Origin of the sequence: Streptomyces sp. NPDC002825, from assembly GCF_040295385.1 — a bacterium.
Taxonomy (GTDB): domain Bacteria; phylum Actinomycetota; class Actinomycetes; order Streptomycetales; family Streptomycetaceae; genus Streptomyces.
Map to the genome: position 1 here is coordinate 96,203 of NZ_JBEOVH010000029.1, position 20,798 is coordinate 117,000.

Here is a 20,798-nt window from a genome sequence, read left to right on the forward strand (position 1 = left end):
GGACGTGGGGCGTGCGGACGGCACGGGAGGCCCGGACGGCGCTGGAGGCCCCGACGGCAGGGGCGGCTTCGACGGCACGGCGCAGCCGGACCGCACCGGACGGCGCGGCGCCTGGGGCGTCGTCGCCGTCGTCCTCCTCATCGGCGTGCACCTCGTGCGCGGCGGCACGGGGGAGCTCCAGGGCGCGGGACCGCCGCAGCCCCTCGCCGCGGCCGCGCCCGACGGGACCCGCGCCGGTCTCTCCGGCCTCGGCCCCGTCCTCGTACCCCCTCCGCTGCCCGCCTCGCCCCCGCTCCGGGTCCGTGTCCCCGCCGTCCGCGTCGACGCCCCCGTCACCGAGGTCGGACTCGACGCCGACGGCTGGATCGAGGCCCCGCCGCCCGAGGACGGGCGGCTCGCGGGCTGGTTCACCGGCGCGGTCACCCCCGGCGAGCGCGGCACCGCCGTCGTCGTCGGCCATGTCGACACCCCGAACGGCCGGGCCGTCTTCTACGACCTCGGCGCCCTCGCCAAGGGACACCGCGTCGAGATCGGCCGCCGAGACGGCAGGACCGCCGTCTTCGCCGTGTACGGGGTCGAGGTCGTCCCCAAGGAGGGCTTCCCCGCCGAGCGGGTCTACGGCGACGCCGGCGTCCCCGAACTGCGCCTGATCACCTGCGGCGGCACCTTCACCGAGGAGAGCGGCTATGCGGGCAACGTGGTGGTCTCGGCCCGCCTGGTCGAGGTGCGCTGACCACCCCCTTCTCCCCAGCCGACCCCTCCTTTGTCCCCAACCGGGAAAAAGTCGGCCCGGATTCCTGCGCAACTTCTTCCCACCCCGGTACGCCACTGCTACGTTCCCCTCGAAAGCCCGAACACGAGCGTGTGCGAGAGGGAGGGGCGCGTGAGGCGCATGACGGCACGACCTGCCAACCGGCACCAGGCGCGACTCCTCCGGCTGTTGCGCGACGGAGGACCCAACTCCCGCGCACAGCTGGGAGACCAGATCGACCTCTCGCGCTCCAAGCTCGCCGTCGAGGTCGACCGCCTCCTGGAGACCGGCCTCGTCGTCGCCGACGGCCTCGCCGCCTCCCGCGGCGGCCGCCGCTCGCACAACATCCGCCTCGCGCCCGAACTCCGCTTCCTCGGCATCGACATCGGCGCCACGTCCATCGACGTCGCCGTCACCAACGCCGAGTTGGAGGTGCTCGGGCACCTCAACCACCCCATGGACGTCCGCGAGGGCCCCGTCGCCGTCTTCGAACAGGCACTCTCGATGGCGGCGAAGCTGCGCTCGACGGGCATCGCGGAAGGATTCGACGGCGCCGGCATCGGCGTCCCCGGGCCCGTCCGCTTCCCCGAGGGCGTCCCCGTCGCACCCCCGATCATGCCCGGCTGGGACGGCTTCCCCGTGCGGGAGGCCCTCAGCCAGGAACTCGGCTGCCCCGTCATGGTCGACAACGACGTGAACCTCATGGCCATGGGGGAGCAGCACGCCGGCGTCGCCCGCTCCGTCGGCGACTTCCTCTGCGTCAAGATCGGCACCGGCATCGGCTGCGGCATCGTCGTCGGCGGCGAGGTCTACCGCGGTACGACGGGCAGCGCCGGCGACATCGGACACATCCAGGTCGAACCCGACGGCCGCCCCTGCGCCTGCGGCAACAACGGCTGCCTGGAAGCCCACTTCAGCGGCGCCGCCCTGGCCCGCGACGCCGAGGACGCGGCGCGCGCCGGCCGCTCCGAGGAGCTCGCCGCCCGCCTCGCGGCGGCCGGACACCTCACCGGCGCCGACGTCGCCGCGGCCGCCGCCGCGGGCGACGCCACCTCGCTCGCCCTCATCCGTGAGGGCGGCAACCGGGTCGGGCAGGTCATCGCCGGACTCGTCAGCTTCTTCAACCCCGGTCTGGTGGTGATCGGCGGCGGCGTCACCGGCCTCGGTCACAACCTCCTCGCCAGTGTCCGCACCCAGGTCTACCGGCAGTCCCTGCCCCTGGCCACCGGCAACCTCCCCATCGTCCTGGGCGAACTCGGCCAGACCGCCGGCGTCACCGGCGCGGCCCGCCTCATCAGCGACCACCTCTTCTCCCCGGCGTAACGCCGGTTCGCGCGGCCCGCCGGCTCCGCCGGTGCTCTGTGCCCACCTGCCGCAACACGCCGACACACCTCCGCACCCCCACTCGCCCAGGCGCCACCGCACCCGCCGGACGGCTACCCGCACCCGCCAGCCGAGGGGACCCCCGTCATGCCCCAGAACCATCCACCCCTGCTCACCATGTCCGGAATCACCAAGTCCTTCCCCGGCGTCCGCGCCCTCGACGGCGTGGACCTCGACGTCACCCCCGGCGAAGTCCACTGCCTCCTCGGCCAGAACGGCGCCGGCAAATCCACCCTCATCAAGGTCCTCGCCGGCGCCCACCAGCCCGACGACGGCCGCATCACCTGGAACGGCGAACCCGTCCGGCTCCGCTCCCCGAGCGCCGCCGTCCGCCTCGGCATCGCCACCATCTACCAGGAACTCGACCTCGTCGAAGGCCTCACCGTCGCCGAGAACGTCCACCTCGGACACGAGCCCACCACCGCAGGCTTCGTCCGCACCCGCGCCGCACGCGCCACCACCACCGCGCTCCTCAAGCGCCTCGGCCACCCCGAGATCGACCCCGACCGCCGCGTCGGCGGACTCTCCGCCGCCCAGCAGCAGATCGTCTCCATGGCCCGGGCCCTCTCCCACGACGTCCGCCTCATCGTCATGGACGAACCCTCCGCGGCCCTCGACCCCGACGAGGTCGACAACCTCTTCCGGATCGTCGCCGACCTCACCGCCGCCGGCGTCGCCGTCGTCTACATCTCCCACCGCCTGGAGGAGATCCGCCGCATCGGCGACCGCGTCACCGTCCTCAAGGACGGCAGGGCGGTCGCCCGCGGACTGCCCGCCGCGACCACCCCCACCCGGGACGTCGTCGCCCTCATGACCGGCCGGGACGTCCCGTACGTCTTCCCCGACAGACGCGCCGAACCCCCCACCGCCGAGCCCGTCCTCCGAGTCCAAGGCCTCGCCAGGAAAGGGGAGTTCGAGGCGCTCGACCTCGAACTGCGGCCCGGCGAGATCGTCGGACTCGCCGGCCTCGTCGGCTCCGGCCGCTCCGAGATCCTGGAGACCGTCTACGGGGCGCGCCGGCCCACCGCCGGCCGGGTCCTCGTCGACGGGCGGCCCCTGCGGCCCGGCAGCGTCCCCGCCGCCGTCCGCGCCGGCCTCGGCCTCGCCCCCGAGGAACGCAAGGCCCAGGGCCTGCTCCTCCTCGAATCCGTCACCCGCAACGTCTCCGTCTCCTCCCTCGCCCGCTTCTCCCGGGCCGGCTGGATCGACCGCACCGCCGAACGCGAGACCGCCAGGACCGCGACCCGCGAGCTGTCCCTCCGCCCCGACCATCCAGACGCCCGCGTCCGCACCCTCTCCGGCGGCAACCAGCAGAAGGCGGTCCTCGCCCGCTGGCTGCTCCGCGGCTGCCGCGTCCTCCTCCTCGACGAACCGACCCGCGGTGTCGACGTCGGCGCCCGCGCCGAGCTGTACGCCGTCATCCGCCGCCTCGCCGACGACGGCCTCGCCGTCCTCCTCGTCTCCAGCGAGGTCCCCGAAGTCCTGGGCCTCGCCGACCGCGTCCTGGTCCTGCGCGAGGGCCGGGTCGTCCACGAGGCGCCCGCCCGCGACCTCGACGAACACCGCGTACTCGACCTCGTGATGGAAGGGAGTCCGACGGCATGACGCTCACCACCCCGGCCGACGTGCCGGCCCGGGACGGCCGCCGGCGCGCACTCGGCCTGAGGGCCGACGTCCGCAACCTGTCCCTGCTCGGCGTCCTCGCCGCCCTGGTCGCCGTCGGCGGCCTCACCCGGCCCGCCGAGTTCCTCGCCACCTCCAATCTCCAGCTCGTCCTGACGCAGGCCTCCGTCATCGGCGTCGTCACCGTCGGCATGACCTTCGTCATCACCAGCGGCGGCATCGACCTCTCCGTCGGCGCGATCGTCGCCCTCGCCTCCGTGTGGGCCACCACCCTCGCCACCCAGGAGTTCGGCTTCGCCGGCATCCTCTTCACGGCGGTGGTCGTCGGCCTCGGCTGCGGCCTGGTGAACGGCGTCCTCGTCGCGTACGGCGGAATGGTCCCCTTCATCGCCACCCTCGCGATGCTCGCCTCCGCCCGCGGTCTCGCCCTGCAGATCACCGACGGCAAGACGCAGATCGTCACGGTCCCGTCCGTCCTCGACCTCGGCGTCCCCGACGCCTACGTCCTGGGGATCCCGCCGCTCGTCCTCGTGTTCGCCGCCGTCACCGCCGCCGGGTGGCTCCTGCTCAACCGCACCACCTTCGGCCGCCGCACGATCGCCGTCGGCGGCAACCCCGAGGCCGCCCGCCTCGCCGGCATCGACGTCCGCCGCCAGCGCCTCTACCTCTACCTGCTGTCCGGCCTGTGCTGCGGCATCGCCGCGTTCCTCCTGATCGTCCTCGCGGGCTCCGGCCAGAACACCAACGGCAACCTGTACGAACTCGACGCCATCGCCGCCGCGATCATCGGCGGCACCCTCCTCAGCGGCGGCCGCGGCACCATCGTCGGCTCCGTCCTCGGCGTCCTCGTCTTCACCACCATCACCAACATCTTCGCCCTCAACAACCTGCAGAGCGACGTCCAGCAGATCGCCAAGGGCGCGATCATCGTCGCCGCCGTCCTGGTCCAGCGCCGCACGGTCCGCGACGCCGACGCCTGACCTTCCCGAAAAGCCCTCCACCCGTACTCGAAGGGTTGATCCGCCATGCCCGAAACCAGCCGCAGACACCTCCTCCTCGGCGGCGCCGCCGTCTCCGCCGGCGCCCTCCTCACCGCCTGCACCAGCAACGAACCGAGGAACGCCAAGGACACAGCCCCCGTCGCGAGCGCCGCCCCCGCCGCCGACGACAAGCCCGGCACCCCCGTCACCATCGGCTTCGCCGGCCCGCAGGCCGACCACGGCTGGCTCAACGCCATCAACGAGAACGCCGAACGGCGCGCCAAGAAGTACGCCGACGTCACCCTGGAGATCACCGAGGGCTCCAACGACACCGCCGCCCAGATCGGCCAGGTCCAGACCCTGATCAACAAGAAGGTCGACGTCCTCGTCGTCCTCCCCGCCGACGGCAAGGCCCTCACCCAGGTCGGCCTCCAGGCCATGAAGGCCGGCATCCCCGTCGTCAACCTCGACAGGATCTTCGCCTCCCCGCAGGCCTACCGCTGCTGGATCGGCGGCGACAACTACGGCATGGGCCTCAACGCCGGCCGCTTCATCGGAGAACAGCTCAAGGACAAGCCGAACGCCACCGTCGTCGAACTCGCGGGCATGGACAGCCTGGAGCTCACCAAGCAGCGCACCCAGGGCTTCGACGACGCCCTCAAGAACTACCCCAACATCCGCAAGGTCGCCCGCCAGGCCGCCGAGTTCACCGTCGAGTCCGGCCAGGCCAAGATGGCCCAGCTCCTGCAGGCCCAGCCGACGTTCGACGCCCTGTGGAACCACGACGACGACCAGGGCGTCGGCGCGCTCCGCGCCATCGCCCAGGCCGGTCGCAAGGACTTCCTCATGGTCGGCGGCGCCGGAGCCAAGTCCGCCATGGACGCCATCAAGGCGGACGACAGCGTCCTCAAGGCCACCGTCCTCTACCCGCCGACCATGGCCGCCTCCGCGATCGACCTCGCCCGCGCCCTCGGCCAGAAGAAGGGGATCGGCGGCATGGCCGAGCTGGAGATCCCCGCCTCGATCACCCTCTACTCGGCCGTCGTCACCAAGGAGAACGTCGACGACTACCTCCCCACCGGCTTCAACTGACCTCGCCGGTCCCGGGAGTGACTCGCCGCGCACCACGAAACGGAGGAACCGTATGGAACGGACGGAGAGCGGGGCCGCGCCGCCGGCGCTCGGCGTCGGCATGGTCGGCTACGCCTTCATGGGCGCCGCCCACTCACAGGGCTGGCGCACCGCGGGCCGCGCCTTCGACCTGCCCCTGAGACCGGTCCTCGCCGCCGTCGCCGGGCGGGACGCCGACGGCGTACGGGCCGCCGCGCGCCGGCACGGCTGGGCGGCCGCCGAGACCGACTGGCGGGCCCTGATCGCCCGCGAGGACGTCCAGCTCGTCGACGTCTGCACCCCGGGCGACAGTCATGCGGAGATCGCCGTCGCCGCCCTGGAGGCCGGCAAGCACGTGCTGTGCGAGAAGCCGCTGGCCAACTCGGTCGCCGAGGCCGAGACGATGGCGGTGGCCGCCGAGGCCGCCGCCGCCCGCGGCCAGATCGCCATGGTCGGCTTCAACTACCGGCGGGTGCCCGCCCTCGCGTACGCCCGGAGCCTCGTCGCGGACGGCCGCCTCGGCACCCTGCGTCACGTCCGCGTCACGTACCTCCAGGACTGGCTCGTCGACCCGGGCTTCCCGCTGACCTGGCGCCTGGAGCGCGAGCACGCGGGCTCGGGCGCGCTCGGGGACCTGGGCGCGCACGCCGTCGACCTCGCCCAGTACCTCGCCGGGGAGCCCCTGGTCGGCGTGTCGGCGCTCACCGAGACCTTCGTACGGAAGCGGCCGAGGCTCGCCGGAGCCGCCGCCGGCGGACTCGGCGGGGGAGCGGGATCGGAGGTGTACGGGCAGGTCACGGTCGACGACGCCGCCCTGTTCACCGGGCGGCTCGCCTCCGGGGCGCTCGCCTCCTTCGAGGCCACCCGGATGGCCTCCGGACGCAAGAACGCGCTGCGCCTGGAGATCAACGGGGAGAAGGGCTCCCTCGCCTTCGACCTGGAGCGGCTCAACGAACTGTCCTTCCACGACCACACCGAGCCCGCCGAGTCGGCCGGTTTCCGCCGCATCCTCGTGACCGAACCCGGCCACCCGTACCTGGAGGGCTGGTGGCCGCCCGGCCACGGACTCGGCTACGAGCACACCTTCGCCCACCAGGCCCGCGACCTCGTCCACGCCATCGCCGACGGCACCGCTCCGGCGCCCTCCTTCGCCGACGGCCTCCAGGTCCAGCGCGTCCTGGCGGCGGTGGAGGACAGCGCCCGGAACAACGCCGTCTACACCCCCGTACCCACCGCCCTCGTCACCGGCTAGGAGGCGCCCGACCGTGCCACGACCCTTCACGCTCTTCACCGGCCAATGGGCCGACCTGCCCCTGGAGGAGGTCTGCCGGCTCGCCCGCGAATTCGGCTACGACGGCCTCGAACTCGCCTGTTGGGGGGACCACTTCGAGGTCGACAAGGCCCTCACCGACCCCGCGTACGTCAAGGGCAGACGCGAACTGCTCGACGCGTACGGCCTGAAGTGCTGGGCGATCTCCAACCACCTGGTGGGGCAGGCCGTCTGCGACCATCCGATCGACGAACGCCACCGGGCGATCGTGCCCGCCCGGATCTGGGCCGACGGCGACGCCGAGGGGGTGCGGCGGCGGGCCGCGCGCGAGCTCGCGGACACCGCGCGGGCCGCGGCGGCGCTCGGCGTCGACACCGTCGTCGGCTTCACCGGCTCGTCGATCTGGCACCTGGTGGCGATGTTCCCGCCGGTCCCCGAGCGCATGATCGAGCGGGGCTTCGAGGACTTCGCCGAACGGTGGAACCCGATCCTCGACGTCTTCGACGCCGAGGGCGTGCGCTTCGCCCACGAGGTGCACCCCAGCGAGATCGCGTACGACTACTGGACCACCCGGCGGGCCCTGGACGCCGTCGGCCGCAGACCGGCCTTCGGGCTCAACTTCGACCCGAGCCACTTCGTCTGGCAGGACCTCGACCCCGTCGGCTTCCTGTGGGACTTCCGCGACCGGATCTACCACGTGGACTGCAAGGAGGCCCGCAGGCGGCTCGACGGCCGCAACGGGCGGCTCGGCTCCCACCTGCCCTGGGGCGACCCCCGGCGCGGCTGGGACTTCGTCTCCGCCGGGCACGGCGACGTGCCCTGGGAGGACGTCTTCCGGATGCTGCGGTCCATCGGCTACGGCGGACCGGTCTCCGTGGAGTGGGAGGACGCCGGCATGGACCGGCTGACCGGGGCGCCCGAGGCGCTCGCCTTCCTCAAGCGGTACGACTTCGACCCTCCGGCGGCCTCCTTCGACGCCGCCTTCGGGGGCGGTGACTGAGGTCCCCGCGCTTCCACCGCGGGAGGCTTTGTCCTCTCGCGGTGGAAAGTTCGACCGATGCGTGCACAAGGGGTTCACGGAGTGGACGAACCTCGCTACGGTCCCTGATGTGTACATGGCGTAACTGGCCCATTCGACCAGCGTGACGGCGCACGCCGGTCCCCGGACACCCGCACACCCCTACTCCGGAGGACATCCGTGCACAGACAACGACTCCGAGCCAGGAAGACCCTCGCCCTCCTCACCGTCGGACTCCTCGCCCTCGCCGCCCCCCAGGTCCTCGCGGCCGAGACGGACCCGGCCACCGCCGCCCCCCTTGCCGCCGGCGAGGAGTTCCAGCAGGTCACCCTGGCCAAGGGCGGCGAAGAAGTCGGCGAACCCATGTCCCTCGCCGTACTCCCCGACCGCAGCGTCCTGCACACCGACCGCGGCGGCGAACTCCGCCGCACCGACGCCGCCGGCAACACCACCGTCATCGGCACCGTCCCCGTCTACTCCCACGACGAGGAAGGCCTCCAGGGCATCGGCCTCGACCCCGACTTCGCCCGGAACAGGGCCATCTACCTCTACTACGCCCCGCCCCTCGACACCCCCGCCGGCGATGCCCCCAACGACGGCACGCCCGCCCAGTTCGCCCCGTACGACGGCGTCAACCGCCTCTCCCGCTTCACGCTGAACGCCGACTTCACCCTCGACAACAGCAGCGAGAAGAAGGTCCTCGACGTCCCCGCCACCCGCGGCATCTGCTGCCACGTCGGCGGCGACATCGACTTCGACGCCCAGGGCAACCTCTACCTGTCGACCGGCGACGACTCCAACCCCTTCGCCTCCGACGGCTACACCCCCATCGACGAACGCCCCGGCCGCAACCCCGCCTTCGACGCCCGCCGCACCTCCGGCAACACCAACGACCTCCGCGGCAAGATCCTCCGCATCAAGGTCGCCGACGACGGCAGCTACACCGTCCCCGACGGCAACCTCTTCGCCCCCGGCACCGCCAGGACCCGGCCCGAGATCTACGCCATGGGCTTCCGCAACCCCTTCCGCTTCAGCGTCGACAAGACCACCGGCATCCTGTACGTCGGCGACTACGGCCCCGACGCCGGCGCCGCGGACCCCAAGCGCGGCCCCGCGGGACAGGTCGAGTTCGCCCGCGTCACCAAGCCCGGCAACTTCGGCTGGCCCTTCTGCACCGGCGCCAACGACCCCTACGTCGACTACGACTTCGCCACCGGCACCTCCGGCGCCACCTTCGACTGCGCCGCGCTGAAGAACGAATCCCCGTACAACACCGGACTCGTCGACCTGCCCCCGGCCGAACCCGCCTGGATCCCGTACAACGGCGGCTCCGTACCCGAGTTCGGCACCGGATCCGAATCACCCATGGGCGGACCCGTCTACCGCTACGACCCCGCCAACACCTCCCCGGTCAAGTTCCCCGAGTCGTACGACGGAGACTTCTTCGCCGGAGAGTTCGGCCGCCGCTGGATCAAGCGCATCGACCAGGACACGGACGGCACCGTCCGCTCCATCAACCCCGTCCCCTGGACCGGCACCCAGATCATGGACATGGCCTTCGGTCCCGACGGCGCCCTCTACGTCCTCGACTACGGCACCGCCTGGTTCGGCGGCGACCACAACTCCGGCCTCTACCGCATCGAGAACGCCACCGGCGGCCACTCACCCGTCGCCGAAGCGAGCGCCGACAAGACCTCCGGCACCGCACCCCTCAGGGTCGCCCTCTCCTCCGCCGGCACCACCGACGCCGACGGCGACCCCCTCACCTACAGCTGGGACTTCGGCGACGGCACCACCGCCACCACCGCCAACCCCACCCACAGCTACGCCACCAACGGCACCTACACGGCGACCGTGACCGCCGAGGACACCACCGGCCGCACCGGATCCGCCTCCGTCCACATCACCGTCGGCAACACCGCACCCAAGGTCACCCTCCAGCTCCCCGCCGACGGAGCCCTCTTCGCCTTCGGCGACGAGATCCCCTTCAAGGTCAACGTCAACGACCCCGAGGACTCCGCCTCCGGACCCGTCGACTGCACCAAGGTCAAGGTCACCTACGTCCTCGGCCACGACAGCCACGGCCACCCCGTCACCACCGCCAACGGCTGCACCGGCACCATCAAGACCTCCGCCGACGGCGGCCACGACGACGACGCCAACATCTTCGCCGTCTTCAACGCCGAGTACACCGACAACGGCGGCGGCGGACAGGCCGCGCTCACCGGCAGCGACCAGGCCAAACTCCAGCCCCGCCACCGCCAGGCCGAACACTTCGACACCCAGAGCGGCATCCGCACCTACGACAAGACCCAGGCCCACGGCGGCCGCACCGTCGGCGACATCGACAACGGCGACTGGATCGCCTTCACCCCGTACCAGCTCGCCGGCGCCACCCGGCTGACCGCCCGCGTCTCCTCCGGCGGAGCAGGCGGCTTCCTCGAAGTGCGCACCGGCTCACCCACCGGCACCCTCCTCGGCTCCACCCCCGTCCCCGTCACCGGCGGCTGGGAGACCTTCCAGGACGTCGACGTCCCCCTGCGCGCCGCACCCCGCAGGACCACCCAGCTCTACCTCGTCTTCAAGGGCGGCGCCGGAGCGCTCTACGACCTCGACGACTTCACCCTCACCAGCACCCCCGTCGACCACACCGCCAAGCGCGTCCTCGTCTTCTCGAAGACCGCCGGCTTCCGCCACGACTCCATCCCCAGCGGCATCACCGCCCTCAAGGAGCTCGGCGCCGACAGCAGCATGACCGTCGACGCCACCGAGGAACCACGTCAGTTCACCGCCGCCAACCTCGCACGCTACGACGCCGTCGTCTTCCTCTCCACCACCGGCGACGTCCTCGACACCGACCAGCAGACCGCCTTCGAGCAGTACGTCTCCGCCGGCGGCGGCTACATGGGCATCCACGCCGCCGCCGACACCGAATACGACTGGGGCTTCTACGGCGGACTCGTCGGCGCCTACTTCCAGTCCCACCCGCAGATCCAGCCCGCCACCGTCCGCGCCGAGGACCGCACCCACCCCGCCACCGCCCACCTCGACGGGCCCTGGCAGCGCACCGACGAGTGGTACAACTACCGCACCAACCCGCGCGAGCGGGCCCACGTCCTCGCCACCCTCGACGAGACCACCTACCAGGGCGGCACCATGAAGGGCGACCACCCCATCGCCTGGTGCCAGGCCTACGGCGGCGGCCGCTCCTTCTACACCGGCGGCGGTCACACCAAGGAGTCCTACACCGAACCCGCCTTCCGGCAGCACCTCCTCGGCGGACTCCAGTACGCCACCGGCCAGGTCAAGGCCGACTGCAACCCGCAGACCGGCTACCGCAGCCTCTTCAACGGAGAGACCCGCGAAGGCTGGAAGCAGGCCGGACCCGGCTCCTTCGACATCGCCGACGGCGAACTCCGCTCCACCGGCGGCATGGGCCTGCTCTGGTACCAGGCCAAGGAGTTCCACTCCTACTCCCTCACCCTCGACTGGAAGCTCACCGGCGACTCCAACTCCGGCGTCTTCCTCGGCTTCCCCGCCTCCGACGACCCCTGGTCCGCCGTGAACAACGGCTACGAGGTCCAGATCGACGCCACCGACACCCCCGACCGCACCACCGGAGCCGTCTACGGGTTCAAGTCCGCCGACCTGAAGGCCCGCGACGAGGCCCTGCGCCCGCCCGGCCAATGGAACACGTACGAACTCCGCGTCACGGGCGAACGCCTCCAGGTCTTCCTCAACGGCACCAAGATCAACGACTTCACCAACACCGACCCGGCCCGCAGCCTCACCGACGGCCACATCGGCATCCAGAACCACGGAGCCGAGGACCAGGTCGCCTTCCGCAACATCCGCATCAAGGAACTCCCCTCCTGACGGGAGCTCCCCTCTGACGGGAACTCCCACCCGACGGATCTCCCGCCCGACGGGAGGCCGCCGTTCGACGGACCTCCGTGCGATGCGGGTCCGCGGCCCGAAGGGAGCCCGCCACAGCCGGCGGTGGGCGGGGAGGCGCCGTACCCCCCGCCCACCGTCACCACCCCACTTCATCTCCTCCAGAGGGAGGCCGACGCCGTGACCACCGCACCCCGCACCGGAATCTGGCTCATCGGCGCGAGAGGCTCCGTCGCCACCACCACCGTGGCCGGCTGCGCCGCCCTCGTCGCCGGACTCCACCCGCCCACCGGCATGGCCACCGAGACGCCCGACCTCTCCGACGCCGGCCTCCCCCCACTCGCCTCCCTCGTCTTCGGCGGCCACGACACCACCGACTGCCCCCTCCCCAAACGCGCCGAACAGCTCACCACCGCCGGCGTCCTCCCGCACGGCCTCGCCCGCGCCGTCGCCGCCGAGCTCGAAGCCGCCGACCGCGAGATCCGCCCCGGCGGGCCCGCCCCCGGCGACACCCGCACCGACGAACAGCTCATCACCGCCTTCGCCACCGACCTGACGGACTTCCGCCGAAGGGTTGGCCTGGACCGCGTCGTGGTCGTCAATGTGGCCTCCACGGAGCCGGCGTCGGGGGGCGTCGGGCTCCCACCCAGCACCCTCTACGCCGCCGCGGCACTCCGCGCAGGCTGCCCGTACGTCAACTTCACCCCGTCCACCGGACTGCGCCACCCCGTCCTCGCCGCCCCGCTCGCCGCAAGCGGACTGCCGTACGCGGGCCGCGACGGCAAGACCGGACAGACCCTCCTGCGGGCCGTCCTCGCGCCGATGTTCCGCCAGCGGGCCCTCACCGTACGCGCCTGGTCCGGCAGCAACCTCCTCGGCGGCGGCGACGGAGCCGCCCTCGCCGACCCCGCGGCCGCCGCCGCCAAGAACGCCGGCAAGGAACGCGTCCTCACCGACACCCTCGGCAGCACCGTCGAGGGCCAGGTCCACATCGACGACGTCCCCGCCCTGGGGGAGTGGAAGACCGCCTGGGACCACATCGCCTTCGACGGCTTCCTCGGCACCCGCATGATCCTCCAGACCCTCTGGCAGGGTTGCGACTCGGCCCTCGCCGCCCCTCTCGTCCTGGACCTGGCCCGCCTCACCGCCCGAGCCCACGAAAGGGGCCGCACCGGCCCCCTCCACGACCTCGCCTTCTACTTCAAGGACCCCGAAGGCACCCCACCGGCCTCCCTGGCCGACCAGTACCACCGCCTCCTCGCCTTCGCCCGCACACTCGCGGACCCCACCCCGGGCAAGGCCCCCCGATGACCGGCCGATCCGCGACGGGAGGGCGCACGCCGACCGGCCGACCCGCGACGGGAGGACGCACGCCGACCGGCCGATCCGCGAAGGGAGGGCGCACGGCGACCGGCCGACCCGCGACGGGAGGGCGCCGGACGACCGGTCCCACGGCGGCGGGAGGAACGGCACGTGCCTGGGCGGAGCTGCTCCGGGTCTCCGCACTGCTCTCCGTACCCGGCGACGCCCTCGCCGGAGCCGCCGCCACCGGGACCCGCCCCGGACGCGGCACCCTGCGCGCGATCGGCGCCTCCCTCTGCCTGTACGAGGCGGGCATGGCCCTCAACGACTGGGCCGACCGCCACGAGGACGCCCGCGACCGCCCCCACCGCCCCCTCCCCTCGGGCCGCGTCACAGCCGGCGCCGCCCTCGCCGCCTCCGCGGCCCTGACACTCGCCGGCCTCGGCCTCGCCTCCCGCGCGGGCCGCCCCGCCCTCGCCACGGCCACCGCCCTCGCCACCACCGTCTGGGCCTACGACCTCGGCCTCAAACACACCCCGGCCGGCCCCGCAGCCATGGCCACCGCCCGCGCCCTCGACCTCCTCCTCGGCGCGCTCGCCTCGACGACCCCCACACCCCGACCGTTCCTCCACGCCGCCCGGGCCCTCCCGTCCGCCGCCCTCCTCGCCGCCCACACCTACGCCGTCACCGCCGTCTCCCGACACGAGACCCGGGGCGGCTCCACCCGCACCCCCCTCGCGGCCCTCGCCGTCACCCTGGCGGTCGCGGGAGCGACGTCCGGCACGGGGAAGAACCCGCTCGGTCCCCTGCCGGCCCTCGCCTACGCCCGCACCCCCGCCACCCTGCTCCTCCACGCAGCGCTCAACCCCTCGGCGGCGCTCACCGAGCGTGCCGTCGGGGGCGGGATCAGGGCGACGATCCCCCTCCAGGCCGCCCTCGCCGCCCGGGGCGGAGCACCGGGAACCGCGCTCGCGCTGCTCGGCCTCGTCCCTGCCGCCCGCGCCCTCGCCCGAAAGGTGAGCCCGACATGAGCGCCCCCCGCCCGACCCCCCGCTTCGGCTACGGCACCAACGGGCTCGCCGATCTCCGGCTCGACGAGGCCCTCGGGCTGCTCGCCGACCTCGGCTACGACGGAGTCGGGCTGACGCTCGACCACATGCATCTCGACCCCCTCGCGCCCGACCTGCCTGCCCGCACCGCCCGGGTCGCCCGGCGCCTGGGCGAGCTCGGGCTCGGTGTGACCGTCGAGACCGGGGCCCGGTACGTCCTGGACCCGCGCCGCAAGCACGGCCCCTCGCTGCTCGACCCGGACCCGGACGACCGTGCCGCCCGCGCCCGGCTGCTCCTGCGCGCCGTGCGGGTGGCCGCCGACCTCGGCGCGCACGCCGTGCACTGCTTCAGCGGCACCCTCCCCGCCGGCACCTCTCCCGACGAGGCCTGGAAGCGGCTCGTCTCCGCACTCCCTCCCGTCCTGGAGGCCGCGGAAGCCGCCCGCGTGCCCCTCGCCGTCGAACCCGAGCCCGGTCATCTCCTCTCCACCCTCGACGACTTCCACCACCTGCGCGGTCTTCTCGGCGACCCTCCTCCCGCCGTCCTCGGTCTCACCCTCGACATCGGCCACTGCCAGTGCCTCGAACCCCTCCCTCCCGCCGACTGCCTCCGCGCCGCCGCCCCCTGGGTCCACCACGTCCAGATCGAGGACATGCGGCGCGGTGTCCACGAGCACCTCCCGTTCGGTGACGGAGAGATCGACTTCCCGCCCGTCCTGGCCGCCCTCGCCGAACTCACCGCCGCCGGCTACCCGGGGCTGACCGTCGTCGAACTGCCCCGGCACTCCCACGCCGGCCCCGAACTCGCCCGCTCCTCCCTCTCGTTCCTGCGCCAGGAGACCCCGGCATGCTGACCGACACCACCCGAGCCTGGCTGGACACCGCCCTCGCCGAGGCCACCGGCGGCACCCCCGCCTGGGAGCCGTACTTCGTGGCCGCCGGACGGCACTGCGGCCCCGCGCACGCGGACGAGGTCCGCACCCGCCTCCTGCGGGCGGCCGGTGCCGGGCCCGACACCCTCGCCCGCCTCTACCACCACGGCACCGCCGCCGAACGCCGCGCCGTCCTCCTCGCCCTCCCCTCCCTCGTCACCGGCCCGCAGGCCCTGCCCCTCGTCGAGGACGCCCTCCGCACCCACGACACCACCCTCGTCGCCGCCGCCCTCGGCCCCTACGCCGCCACCCACCTCACCCCCCACGCCTGGCGGCACGCCCTCCTCAAGTGCCTGTTCACCGGCGTGCCCGTCACCGCCGTCGCCGGCCTCGCCGAGCGCGCCGCCGGTGACACCGAACTCGCCCGGATGCTCACCGACCACGCCGCCGAACGCACCGCCGCCGGGCGCCCCGTCCCCGCCGACGTGTCCCGCGTCCTCGCCCTCACCGCCCCCGCCGAGGAGTCCTGATGCGCATCTTCGACCCGCACATCCACATGACCTCGCGCACCACGGACGACTACCGGGCGATGCACGACGCCGGTGTCCGCGCCCTCGTCGAACCCTCCTTCTGGCTCGGCCAGCCCCGCACCTCACGCGCCTCCTTCCTCGACTACTTCGACTCCCTCCTCGGCTGGGAGCCCTTCCGGGCCGCCCAGCACGGCATCGCCCACCACTGCGCCCTCGCCCTCAACCCCAAGGAGGCCAACGACCCCCGCTGCACCCCCGTCCTCGACGCGCTGCCCCGGTACCTCGCCAAGGACGGCGTCGTCGCCGTCGGCGAGATCGGCTACGACTCCCTGACCCCCGCCGAGGACACCGCGCTCGCCGCCCAGCTCCAACTCGCCGCCGAGCACGGCCTGCCGGCGCTCGTCCACACCCCGCACCGCGACAAGCTCACCGGCCTGCGCCGCACGATCGACGTCGTCCGCGAGTCCGCCCTTTCCCTGGACCGAGTCCTCCTCGACCACCTCAACGAGACGACCGTCAAGGAGGCCGCCGACAGCGGCGCCTGGCTCGGCTTCTCCGTCTACCCCGACACCAAGATGGACGAGGACCGGACGGTCGCGATCCTGAAGGAGTACGGCACCGGCCGCGTCCTCGTGAACTCGGCCGCCGACTGGGGCAGGAGCGACCCCCTCAAGACCCGTGCGGTCGCCGACGCCATGCTCGCCGCCGGCTTCACGGACGACGACGTCGACCAGGTCCTGTGGCGCAACCCCGTCGCCTTCTACGGCCTCAGCGGACGCCTTCGGCTGGACCTCCCCGCCCCATCGGACCTGCACGAGGGCAACTCCGTCCTCCGCGGCGGGGAATGAGGCGCCCCGGATGCGCTTCCGGCACCCCGACGGCTCCACCGTGCACCTCGCCTACTGCACCAACGTGCACCCGGCCGAGACCCTCGACGGCGTCCTCGCCCAGCTCCGCGACCACTGCGAGCCGGTCCGCCGACGCCTCGGCCGCGACCGCCTCGGCATCGGCCTCTGGCTCGCCCGGGACGCCGCGCACTCCCTGACCGCCGACCCGGCATCGCTCCGGGCCCTGCGCGCCGAGCTCGACCACCGGGGCCTCGAAGTGGTCACCCTGAACGGCTTCCCCTACGAGGGCTTCGGCGCCGACGCGGTCAAGTACCGCGTCTACCAGCCCGACTGGACCCGCCCCGAACGCCTCGCCCACACCACCGATCTGGCCCACCTCCTCGCCGCGCTCCTGCCCGAGGACGTCGCCGAAGGCTCCGTCTCCACCCTGCCGCTCGCCTGGCGGACCGGCTGGACCGCCAAGTCCGCCGCCACCGCCCACACCGCCCTCGCCACCCTCGCCGGCCGCCTCGACGCCCTGGAGGAACTCACCGGGAAGAGCATCAGGATCGGCCTCGAACCGGAACCCGGCTGCACCGTGGAGACCGTCGCCGACGCCGTCGCCGCGCTCACCGCCGCGCCGGGCGTCCGCAGCCGTCGTATCGGCGTCTGCCTCGACACCTGCCACGTCGCGACCTCGTTCGAGGACCCGCGCACCGCCCTGGACTCCCTCGCCGCCGCCGGCATCACCGTCCCCAAGGCGCAGCTCTCCGCCGCCCTCCACGCCGAGCACCCGCACCTCCCCGAGGTCAGAGCCGCGCTCGCCGCCTTCGCGGAACCCCGCTTCCTCCACCAGACCCGCACCAGGACCGCCGCCGGACTGCGCGGCACCGACGACCTCCCCGAGGCCCTCGCCACCCCGAACCCCGGCCCCGGCGAAGACGCCGGCGCCGAACCGGGAGACGGCTCCCGCGGCGCCCCCGAGGCCGGCGGCCCCGGACTCCCCGACGCGACCCCGTGGCGCGCCCACTTCCACGTACCCCTGCATGCTCCCCCCGCTCCTCCGCTCGCTTCCACGCTGCCCGTCCTCCGGGACACGCTCGCCCTCCTCGTCGGCGGTCCGCACCCCCGCACCCGCCACCTGGAGGTCGAGACCTACACCTGGCAGGTCCTCCCTCCCGACCGGCGCCCCCGCACCCGGGCCCGGCTCGCCGACGGCATCGCCGCCGAACTGACCCTGGCCCGCGACCTGCTGACCGACCTCGGCCTGAAGGAACTGCCATGACCGACCTCGGCCTGAAGGAACTGCCATGACCGACCTCGGCCTGAAGGAACTGCCATGACCGACCTCGGCCTCAAGGAAGCCATGACGGACCTCGGCCTCAAGGAACTGCCATGACCGACAAGCGGCCGACCCCCCTCCTGGTCCTCGACGTCGTCGGTCTCACCCCACGACTCCTCCCGCACATGCCCCACCTCGCCGCCCTCGCCCGCGGCGGTTCCCAGGCCCCGCTCTCCACCGTCCTGCCCGCCGTCACCTGCACCGCCCAGACCACCTTCCTCACCGGCACCCTCCCCGCCGAGCACGGCATCGTCGGCAACGGCTGGTACTTCCGCGAACTCGGCGACGTCCTGCTGTGGCGCCAGCACAACGGCCTCGTCTCCGGCGACCGCCTCTGGGACGCCGCCCGCCGCGCCCACCCCGGCTACACCGTCGCCAACATCTGCTGGTGGTACGCCATGGGCGCCGACACCGACATCACCATCACCCCCCGACCCGTCTACTACGCCGACGGACGCAAGGAACCCGACTGCTACACCCGGCCCCCCGCCCTCCACGACGAACTCACTGAGCAATTCGGCACCTTCCCCCTCTTCCACTTCTGGGGCCCCGGCGCCGACCTCGTCTCCAGCCGATGGATCGTCGACGCCACCCGGCACATCCTCCGCACCCGCCGCCCGGACCTCGCCCTCTGCTACGTCCCGCACCTCGACTACGACCTCCAGCGCTACGGCCCCGACGATCCGCGCTCCTTCCGCGCCGCCGCCGAGCTCGACACCGTCCTCGCCCCGCTCCTCGCCGACGCCCGGGCCGAGGGACGCACGGTCGTCGCCCTCTCCGAGTACGGCATCACCCGCGCCGACCGGCCCGTCGACATCAACCGCGCCCTGCGCCGCGCCGGCCTCCTGGAGGTCCACACCCAGGACGGCATGGAGTACCTGGACCCCATGACCTCCCGGGCCTTCGCCGTGGCCGACCACCAGATCGCGCACGTCTACGTCCGGCGCCCCGGCGATCTGCCGGCCGTCCGGGAAGCGCTCGCGGACCTGCCCGGTCTCGACACGCTCCTCGACGACGACGGCAAGAAGGAGCACGGTCTCGACCACCCGCGCTCGGGAGAGCTGGTCGCCCTCGCCGAGCCCGACGCCTGGTTCACGTACTACTACTGGCTCGACGACGCGCGCGCCCCCGACTTCGCCCGGCTCGTCGAGATCCACCGCAAGCCCGGCTACGACCCCGCCGAACTGCTCATGGACCCGCTCGACCCGTACGTCCGGATCAGGGCGGCCAAGGAGATCGCCCGCAAGAAGCTCGGCATGCGCTACCGGCTCGCGGTCGTCCCTCTCGACCCGTCACCTCTTCGCGGCAGCCATGGCCGCCTCCCCACGAGCGAGGACGAAAGTCCGCTCATTCTGTGCTCCACCCCCCGCGCCCTGGGCGGCCGCGTCGCGGCCACCGATGTGAAGAACCTGCTGCTCAGGCTGGCCGGAGTCGCGTGAGGCCCCGACCGGATTCCAGTGAAGCAGACCCCGACGACAGCCAAGGAGTTATCCACAGATGAGTCTCATCCGCCGCACCGGCCGTACCGACACCACCGCCGACCCCGAGCTCGGCCGGCGGCTCAGCAGGCGCAACATGCTGGGCGTGGCCGCCGGCGCGACCGCCGCCGCGCTCCTCGGCGCCGCGACGCCCGCCGTGGCGGCCACCGCGGCCGACCCCGCGACCCAGGGGGAGGGGCTCGGCCGTCCCGTCCTGCCGCCGGGCCGCCTCGGCATCCAGCTCTACTCGCTGCGCGACAAGGTCGCCACCCTCGGATTCGCCGCCGTCTTCGCCGAGCTGCAGAAGTACGGGTACGACGAGGTCGAGTACGCCGGATACGGCCAGGGCGCCGCCGGGCCGCTGACCCTGGCCGAGCTGAGAGGCCTCACCCGTGACCACGGGCTGCGGGCCATCGGCAGCCACGTCGGCTACTACTCGGACGACCCCGCCGCGTACACCTTCGCCCAGAACCTCGACCGGGTCCTCGACGACGCCGCCGCCCTCGGCCTGCCGCACATCGGCACCGCCTCCGGGCCCTGGCGCTACGGAGCCACCGTGGACGGCTGGAAGCGCTGTGCCGAGGAGTTCAACCGGTTCGGCGAGGCGGCGCGCCAGCGGGGCATGAAGTTCTACCAGCACAACCACTCGGAGGAGTTCTCCTTCGCCACCGACCGCCCGGACGTCCGGCTCTACGACGTCCTCCTCGCCGAGACCGACCCCGAGCTCGTGCACCTGGAGATGGACATCTTCTGGGCGTACGTCGGCCAGTACCGCTACTCCGTCCGCCCGGACGGCACCCCCGCGCCGTTCGACCCCCTGGACTACGTCCTCGCCCAGCCGGAGCGCTACCCGCTCTTCCACGTGAAGGACGGGGACCGCGACGACTCGGTCGTCCCCTACGGCTACCGGATGACCGACGTCGGGGACGGGGACATCGACTACCGGCGCTTCATCTCGGCGGTCAACCGCACCCACCGCGGAAGGAACGCCCACCACTGGCAGACCGAGCGCGACAACCCCGTCGAGTCCCTGACCTTCGCCCGCAGGTCCAGCGAGCACCTGCACTCCCTGCGCGAGAAGGGCTGACCGGGGCCGGCGGCCCCCGTCACCCTGCGCGTACGGGGACGAGCACCCCGTACGGGGGATGGGGCGGTCCGGAAGGGATCGCGGTCCATGAGGCCGCCCCACCCCACTGACCATGGAAAACGCTGGTGAAAGGCACCTCGAACCCCTGGTAGAGTTATCTCTGTCGCCGCGGGGGAAACCCCGGAGCGACAGACACCTTGTCCGGGTGGCGGAATGGCAGACGCGCTAGCTTGAGGTGCTAGTGCCCTTTATCGGGCGTGGGGGTTCAAGTCCCCCCTCGGA

Annotated in this window: 16 protein-coding genes; all 16 read left to right on the forward strand. The window is 73.0% G+C overall.

Annotated features, from left to right (window positions below; all coding sequences use genetic code 11):
- The first annotated feature begins 4 nt into the window (after positions 1-4).
- Positions 5-733: a class F sortase gene (locus tag ABT041_RS30135; RefSeq protein WP_351190346.1), complete on the forward strand. Its 729-nt coding sequence runs from the start codon at positions 5-7 to the stop codon at positions 731-733.
- Positions 734-892: 159 nt separating this feature from the next.
- Positions 893-2,074 (forward strand): ROK family transcriptional regulator, encoded by a 1,182-nt coding sequence (locus ABT041_RS30140; RefSeq protein ID WP_351190348.1) that lies wholly within the window; start codon positions 893-895, stop codon positions 2,072-2,074.
- A 177-nt stretch (positions 2,075-2,251) separates the two neighbouring features.
- Positions 2,252-3,739, forward strand: a complete 1,488-nt coding sequence (locus tag ABT041_RS30145; RefSeq protein WP_351190384.1) for a sugar ABC transporter ATP-binding protein — start codon at positions 2,252-2,254, stop codon at positions 3,737-3,739.
- Positions 3,736-4,737 (forward strand): ABC transporter permease, encoded by a 1,002-nt coding sequence (locus ABT041_RS30150; RefSeq protein WP_351190350.1) that lies wholly within the window; start codon positions 3,736-3,738, stop codon positions 4,735-4,737. Before ABT041_RS30145 ends, ABT041_RS30150 begins: the two co-directional genes overlap by 4 nt.
- A gap of 45 nt (positions 4,738-4,782) precedes the next feature.
- Positions 4,783-5,829 carry a substrate-binding domain-containing protein gene (locus ABT041_RS30155; RefSeq protein WP_351190352.1) on the forward strand — a complete coding sequence of 349 codons (1,047 nt, stop codon included), beginning with the start codon at positions 4,783-4,785 and terminating at the stop codon, positions 5,827-5,829.
- A 52-nt stretch (positions 5,830-5,881) separates the two neighbouring features.
- On the forward strand, positions 5,882-7,099 hold the full coding sequence (locus ABT041_RS30160) for a Gfo/Idh/MocA family protein (RefSeq protein ID WP_351190353.1): 1,218 nt from the start codon (positions 5,882-5,884) through the stop codon (positions 7,097-7,099).
- Between the two features lie 13 nt (positions 7,100-7,112).
- Positions 7,113-8,117 (forward strand): sugar phosphate isomerase/epimerase family protein, encoded by a 1,005-nt coding sequence (locus ABT041_RS30165; RefSeq protein ID WP_351190354.1) that lies wholly within the window; start codon positions 7,113-7,115, stop codon positions 8,115-8,117.
- Between the two features lie 198 nt (positions 8,118-8,315).
- Entirely contained in the window at positions 8,316-12,011 is a 3,696-nt protein-coding gene (locus ABT041_RS30170) for a ThuA domain-containing protein (RefSeq protein WP_351190355.1), read from the forward strand.
- A gap of 198 nt (positions 12,012-12,209) precedes the next feature.
- Positions 12,210-13,340, forward strand: a complete 1,131-nt coding sequence (locus ABT041_RS30175; protein WP_351190356.1) for an inositol-3-phosphate synthase — start codon at positions 12,210-12,212, stop codon at positions 13,338-13,340.
- Positions 13,337-14,362 carry an SCO3242 family prenyltransferase gene (locus tag ABT041_RS30180; protein ID WP_351190358.1) on the forward strand — a complete coding sequence of 342 codons (1,026 nt, stop codon included), beginning with the start codon at positions 13,337-13,339 and terminating at the stop codon, positions 14,360-14,362. Before ABT041_RS30175 ends, ABT041_RS30180 begins: the two co-directional genes overlap by 4 nt.
- Positions 14,359-15,234, forward strand: coding sequence for a sugar phosphate isomerase/epimerase family protein (locus ABT041_RS30185; RefSeq protein ID WP_351190360.1), 876 nt, complete (start codon positions 14,359-14,361; stop codon positions 15,232-15,234). The genes ABT041_RS30180 and ABT041_RS30185 overlap by 4 nt, the downstream gene beginning before the upstream one ends.
- Positions 15,228-15,782 (forward strand): EboA domain-containing protein, encoded by a 555-nt coding sequence (locus ABT041_RS30190; RefSeq protein ID WP_351190362.1) that lies wholly within the window; start codon positions 15,228-15,230, stop codon positions 15,780-15,782. The genes ABT041_RS30185 and ABT041_RS30190 overlap by 7 nt, the downstream gene beginning before the upstream one ends.
- Positions 15,782-16,630 (forward strand): TatD family hydrolase, encoded by an 849-nt coding sequence (locus ABT041_RS30195; protein WP_351190364.1) that lies wholly within the window; start codon positions 15,782-15,784, stop codon positions 16,628-16,630. The genes ABT041_RS30190 and ABT041_RS30195 overlap by 1 nt, the downstream gene beginning before the upstream one ends.
- Before the next feature lie 10 nt (positions 16,631-16,640).
- Complete coding sequence (eboE, locus tag ABT041_RS30200) at positions 16,641-17,894, forward strand: metabolite traffic protein EboE (RefSeq protein WP_351190366.1); 1,254 nt, start codon at positions 16,641-16,643, stop codon at positions 17,892-17,894.
- A gap of 110 nt (positions 17,895-18,004) precedes the next feature.
- On the forward strand, positions 18,005-19,390 hold the full coding sequence (locus ABT041_RS30205; RefSeq protein ID WP_351190368.1) for an alkaline phosphatase family protein: 1,386 nt from the start codon (positions 18,005-18,007) through the stop codon (positions 19,388-19,390).
- Between the two features lie 58 nt (positions 19,391-19,448).
- Entirely contained in the window at positions 19,449-20,516 is a 1,068-nt protein-coding gene (locus ABT041_RS30210; protein WP_351190370.1) for a sugar phosphate isomerase/epimerase family protein, read from the forward strand.
- The last annotated feature ends 282 nt before the right edge of the window (positions 20,517-20,798 follow it).